The following is a 5521-nucleotide window of genomic DNA, read 5'->3' as shown; positions in this document are numbered from 1 at the left end:
CGTGCCAGTTGGACTCGTCGCGCCGCACCGCCGGCGGTTCCTGCTTCGCCCGGGCGATCCAGCTCTGCTCGACCTCCGCCACGTGCTTGAGCAGACCGCCGAGGGACAGCTCGCTCGCACTCGGGCGGGTACGGGCCTGCTCCTCGGTCAGCCCGAGCAGCGCCCGGCGGATCCCGCCGCGCTGCTCCTCGAGGAACGCCAGCAGCGCCCCGCGCTCGTCGCCCTTCGCCTCTGCCGGAACGTGCGTGACCATGGCGTGCCGCCTTTCGTCGGGCCGTTCGCCGGGGCCGTTCCCCCGACACCGAGAACGCTACGGGGCATTGAGGACAGCTGCTGTCCTCAATGCACCTCCGTTGCTCTCGGAGTCCCGGGTGCCGCCGGAACCAGGTCCCTGGTGCCGCCGGAACTAGAAGGGGAACCCGCTGCGGCCGTGCTGCACCGAGATCCACTTCACCGTGGTGAACGCCTCCAGCGTCGTCTCGCCGTTGAGGCGGCCGAGGCCCGAGTGCTTCTCGCCGCCGAAGGGCACGATCGGCTCGTCGTGGACCGTGCCGTCGTTCACGTGGAACATGCCGGTGTCGATCCGCTTGGCGAAGGCCACGCCCCGCTCGATGTCGCCCGTGTGCACGGCGCCGCTCAGGCCGTAGGGGGTGTCGTTGACGATCCGGACCGCCTCCTCGTCCCCGTCGAAGGGGACCAGGAAGACCACCGGGCCGAAGACCTCCTGCTGGAGCAGCGGGGACCCGGCGGGGATCCCGGTCAGTACGGTGGGCTCGACCAGGTTGTTGGTCGTGCTGCCGCGCACCAGGGCGGTGGCGCCCTCGGCGAGCGCCTGCTCCACGGTGCCCGCGACGGCGTTCGCCTGCGCGGCGTTGATCACCGGGCCGATCACGGTCTCCGGGTCGCGCGGGTCACCCACCTTGAGGGTCCTGACCTTGGCGACGAACTTCTCGGTGAACTCCTCGGCGACGGCGCTGTCCACGAGGACCCGGTTGGCGGCCATGCAGACCTGGCCCTGGTGCACGAACCGGCTGAAGACGGCCGCGTCCACCGCGTAGTCGACGTCGGCGTCGTCCAGCACCACCAGCGCGCTGTTGCCGCCCAGTTCCAGGACCGCCCGCTTGAAGTGCCGGGCGCAGACGGTGGCGACGTGCCGGCCGACCTTGTCGGAGCCGGTGAAGGAGATGACCTTCGGCACCGGGTGCTCGATGAACGCGTCACCGATCTCGGCGATGTCGGTGACGACGACATTGAGCAGGCCGCCGGGCAGCCCGGCCTCCTCGAAGATCTTTGCGATCAGGGTGCCGCCGGCGATCGGGGTGTTCTGGTGCGGCTTGAGCACCACGGCGTTGCCGAGCGCGAGGGCCGGCGCGACCGACTTCAGCGACAGCAGGAAGGGGAAGTTGAACGGGCTGATCACGCCCACGACCCCGACCGGCACCCGGTAGACCCGGTTCTCCTTGCCCTCGGTCGGGGACGGCAGGATCCTGCCCTCGGGGCGCAGCGCGAGGTGGACCGCCTCGCGCAGGAACTCCTTGGCGAGGTGCAGTTCGAAGCCGGCCTTCACGCGGGTGCCGCCGAGTTCGGCGATGATCAGGTCGGCTATCTCCTGCTCGCGGTCCTCTATCAGCCGCAGCGCCCGCTCGAACACCGTGCGCCGGGTGTACGGGTTGGTCTCGCCCCACTCCTTCTGGGCGCGGGCCGCGGCCCGGTAGGCCTCGTCCACCTCGTCGACCGTGGCGACCGTGATCGAGGCCAGCTTCTCGTCGTCGTAGGGGTTGAAGTCGATGACGTCCCAGGAGCCGGTGCCCGCGCGCCACTCGCCGTCGATGTACTGCCGGGCCAGATCGGTGAAGTAGGACGACATGTGATCCCTCAATCGCTAGCGGACGCCAGATCCGTGCATGCCTGAGCGCACGTCATCCTACTTGCAGGTAAAGGGAGTTGGGGCCGGTCAGGACAGTTGCAGCAGGCCGCGCAGCAGGTCCCGGCTCTCGTCCGGCCCGGGGCTGTCCTGCTGGAGTTCCTTCAGGGCCTGCTCGTACTGGGCGACGTCCTCGCGTTTGTCCAGGTAGAGGGCGCTGGTCAGCTGCTCCAGGTAGACCACGTCGGACAGGTCGGACTCGGGGAAGCTGAGGATGGTGAAGGCACCGCTCTCGCCGGAGTGCCCGCCGAAGCTGAACGGCATGACCTGCAGCCGTACGTTGGGCCGCGCGGAGATGTCGATCAGGTGCTGGAGCTGGCCGCGCATCACCGCGCGGTCGCCGTAGGGGCGCCGCAGGGCCGCCTCGTCCAGGACGATGTGGAACTCGGGGGCGTTGTCGGCGAGCAGGTGCTTCTGCCGCTCCAGGCGCAGGGCGACCCGGCGTTCGACGTCCGCGCTGCTCGCGCCCCGCATACCGCGCCGGACCACCGCGCGGGCGTACTCCTCGGTCTGCAGCAGGCCGTGCACGAACTGCACCTCGTAGACGCGGATCAACGAGGCCGCGCCCTCCAGGCCCACGTAGGTGGGGAACCAGCTGGGCAGGACGTCGGTGTAACTGTGCCACCAGCCCGCCACGTTGGCCTCCCGGGCGAGGGAGAGCAGCGACTCGCGCTCCGCATCGTCGGTGATGCCGTAGAGCGTCAGCAGGTCCTCGACGTCTCTCGTCTTGAAGCTCACCCGGCCCAGCTCCATCCGGCTGATCTTCGACTCGGAGGCGCGGATCGAGTATCCGGCCTTCTCGCGCGTGATCCCCCGAGCTTCACGCAGTCGCCTGAGTTGCGAGCCGAGCAGCATCCGCCGCACCACCGATCCGGGCTCTCCCGCGCTCACGTTCGCCAGCCTCCCCAACCGTCTTCAGGGGCCGAAGTCTGCCACTAAAACACGACGAGCAGTACTCGCACGGTTACGGAAACGGAAAGAGCTCGGCCGTTTACTGCCCGCTCCGGACCGGCCAGAGGTCCGGACCTCTGGCGAGATCGGCACCGAGATGGCAGAAAAAATGGCTAAGAAGCGGTACGGGAGGGGCCATTTCGGTCGCGTGCACGTGCATCTGCCCTTGCATCTGCTGTGCGCATCCGAAACCATGGTGCAGCGCCACCGCTGCATCGCAACGACCGCGAATTCCCGGGAGTGCCTCGCATGGGGACGAATGGATCGACCATGCTCAAGCCGTTACGGCAGGGCCTTCCGCCGCTGGATCCTGCGGCCGTGTCCGATGCCGCCTCCTGCGCACTCCCCGCCCGTTACGAGGCGGTGCGCGAGGCCCGGCGCTTCACCCGCGACACCCTGGACGGCTGGGACGTCGGCGACCGCTTCGACGACATCTGCCTCGTCGTCTCGGAACTCGTCACCAACGCCCTGCGCCACGCGCTGCCGGCCGCCCCGTGCCGGAGCGAGGCGCTCCAGCCGCCCGTGCGGCTGCACCTGATGCGCTGGAGCGAGCGGCTGGTGTGCGGGGTGCGCGATCCCAGCCACGAGACGCCGGTCCAGCGGGACTCGGACGACTTCTCGGCCGAGTCGGGCCGCGGGCTGTTCCTGGTCGAGTCCTTCGCCGACAGCTGGGGCTGGCACCCGCTCGCGGGCTCCCTGGAGGGCAAGGTGGTCTGGGCTATGTTCCGGCTGCCGACGGCCGGCTGAACAGGATCCCCGCCGGTGGACGCGCTTTTTCTACGCGCGTCCACTCTTCACGTGCACATGCCCGTGCACACGACATCGTTGCCATCGGGGACTCGGAGACGGACCGGCCGGGTCAGCTCGTGATCAGGTGGTCGAACTCGCCGTCCTTGATGCCGAGCAGCATCGCCTCGATCTCCGCGCGCGTGTAGACGAGCGCCGGCCCGTCCGGGAAGCGCGAGTTGCGTACGGCGACCTCGCCGCCCGGCAATCGGGCGAACTCCACACAGGACCCCTGCGAGTTGCTGTGCCTGCTCTTCTGCCAGGCCACTCCGTTCAGCTGCGTGGCAGCCATGCCGTTGTACACGTCGTACCCCCCGTACACGCCGTCGACGTCGCGGTCCACAGGTCGCTCCCCGGTGGTGCACTGGCTGGTGAGGCCATAGATGCTGTGGTCAACTGACCCGGATCATAACTTGGTTCACGTGCGGCTGCATGAGCAAATGCACGTGCACGAGGAGTGGCCCGGCGATTACAGCCTTGACGTCCGCTTTACCGAAGCTCCCCCGTCCCCCAGAAGAGACGCATACCGCGCCCCACATGTTCCAGGGTGCGCGGGACGCTCCGGTCGGCGGGGTTCACCCCGCGCCCGTGGCCCGGGAGGTGAGGGCCCCGCGCCGGGGGGCGACGCGGCACCGGGTCACCCGCCCGGCGTGCGGAAGTCGTCCTGGCCGCTCCTGGTAGCTTGCGCTGCGGGCCGTCCGGCGAGGGCGGCCGGCCGCTACCCCGGAGGGAGCTTTCCGGTGACTACTGCGAGTGCGAGGGTGCGGGGCGCGGCCCTGGCCGCGGGACTGGTGGGCGCGCTGGCACTGACCGCGTGCAGCGGCGGTTCCGGGGACGGGGAGACCGCATCCGGGGGGTCCGGGCAGAGCACCGACTCCGCCGCCTCGCCCGGCGCGTCCGCGGGCACCGCCTCACCACGCGTGAGCGGCGCCTCCGCCAGGCTCCAGGGCAGCTGGATCACCACCGCCGGCGGCAAGATCGTGGCCCTGGTGGTCACCGGGAAGCAGGCCGGGGTCTTCGTGACCGGCGGGACCGTGTGCAGCGGGACCGCGGGGGCCGAGGACGGCATGCAGATGATCCACCTGACCTGCCGAGGCGGCGGCAAGGAGCGGACCACCGGCATGGTCGACTCCGTCAACGGCACGACACTCAAGGTGACCTGGTCGGGCGGGACCGGCCAGGAGACGTACACCAAGGCGGAGGGCGGAAAGCTGCCTTCCGGACTGCCGACGGGACCGTGAAGCGGTGACGGCGGCACGGTGACGGCGTCGGCGGCGCGGTGAGGCCCCCGGGGGGCGGTCCGGGCACCCCTGAAGCGGTGAATCGGGCCGGGGTGCGTGATCCCGTGCCCGGGGCAGGGGTCATGATGCGGGGAGACCGTCCCGACCTCGATGGGAATCTGCTCATGCGCGCCATTCCGCTCACCGTCACCGCCCTCGCCGCCGCCCTGCTGCTGACCGCCTGCGACGACGGCGGCGGGGACAAGAACGGCAAGAGCGGTTCCGCCTGCGACATCGGCGGGGTCTCCGTTCAGCTCGGCTCGGCGAGCGTGGCCCCGGCCGCCGGCGACACCGGCGAGATCCCGGTGAGCCTCACCAACCAGAGCGCGCCCTGCACGCTGGAGCACTTCCCGGCCGTCGTGCTGAGTGGTGGCGGCGGCAAGGCCACCGTGCCCGTGCTCAAGGGCGCCAAGGCGCAGAAGCTGAAGCTGGCCAAGGGGGACTCCGCGTCCTTCTCGATCAGCTACGTACGCGGCAAGGACGGCGCCGGGAACGCGCTGGCGGCGAAGACGGTGACGATCACCCTGCCCGGCACGCACACCAGCCACAGCTTCCCGTGGAAGTTCGGCCCGGTCGCCGC

Annotated in this window: 7 protein-coding genes; 3 read left to right on the top strand and 4 right to left on the bottom strand. The window is 70.2% G+C overall.

Going from position 1 to position 5521, the window contains the following annotated elements; genetic code table 11:
* The 3 genes from IE312_RS40270 to IE312_RS15630 form a co-directional block, all read right to left on the bottom strand.
* On the bottom strand, positions 1 to 253 hold a 253-nt coding region (locus IE312_RS40270; protein ID WP_229899824.1), incomplete at its 3' end, for a DinB family protein.
* Positions 254 to 406: 153 nt separating this feature from the next.
* Positions 407 to 1867: an aldehyde dehydrogenase family protein gene (locus tag IE312_RS15635; RefSeq protein WP_189982170.1), complete on the bottom strand. Its 1461-nt coding sequence runs from the start codon at positions 1865 to 1867 to the stop codon at positions 407 to 409.
* 87 nt (positions 1868 to 1954) lie between these two features.
* Positions 1955 to 2791, bottom strand: coding sequence for a Sco1979 family transcriptional regulator (locus IE312_RS15630; RefSeq protein WP_502266972.1), 837 nt, complete (start codon positions 2789 to 2791; stop codon positions 1955 to 1957).
* Between the two features lie 333 nt (positions 2792 to 3124).
* On the opposite strand from IE312_RS15630, the gene IE312_RS15625 reads away from it, so the two are divergent.
* Entirely contained in the window at positions 3125 to 3622 is a 498-nt protein-coding gene (locus tag IE312_RS15625; protein ID WP_229899822.1) for an ATP-binding protein, read from the top strand.
* A 112-nt stretch (positions 3623 to 3734) separates the two neighbouring features.
* Here the strand turns inward: IE312_RS15625 and IE312_RS15620 are convergent, their stop codons facing one another.
* Positions 3735 to 4004: a DUF397 domain-containing protein gene (locus tag IE312_RS15620; RefSeq protein ID WP_030342654.1), complete on the bottom strand. Its 270-nt coding sequence runs from the start codon at positions 4002 to 4004 to the stop codon at positions 3735 to 3737.
* Positions 4005 to 4401: 397 nt separating this feature from the next.
* Between IE312_RS15620 and IE312_RS15615 the strand changes: the two genes are divergently transcribed.
* Together IE312_RS15615 and IE312_RS15610 are read left to right on the top strand one after the other, a co-directional pair.
* Positions 4402 to 4902 carry a hypothetical protein gene (locus IE312_RS15615; RefSeq protein WP_229899820.1) on the top strand — a complete coding sequence of 167 codons (501 nt, stop codon included), beginning with the start codon at positions 4402 to 4404 and terminating at the stop codon, positions 4900 to 4902.
* Between the two features lie 164 nt (positions 4903 to 5066).
* Positions 5067 to 5521: DUF4232 domain-containing protein (locus IE312_RS15610; protein WP_229899818.1), on the top strand; the 455-nt coding region annotated here is incomplete at its 3' end.

The sequence above is a fragment of the Streptomyces capoamus genome (assembly GCF_014654935.1).
GTDB lineage: Bacteria > Actinomycetota > Actinomycetes > Streptomycetales > Streptomycetaceae > Streptomyces > Streptomyces capoamus.
This window is presented reverse-complemented; position numbering and strand designations above follow the sequence as displayed.

What these genes read in the sequence shown, in the direction of transcription:
- IE312_RS15635 (WP_189982170.1), bottom strand. Translation starts at nt 1,867, where the DNA reads ATGTCGTCCTACTTCACCGATCTGGCCCGGCAGTACATCGACGGCGAG.
- IE312_RS15625 (WP_229899822.1), top strand. Translation starts at nt 3,125, where the DNA reads ATGGGGACGAATGGATCGACCATGCTCAAGCCGTTACGGCAGGGCCTT.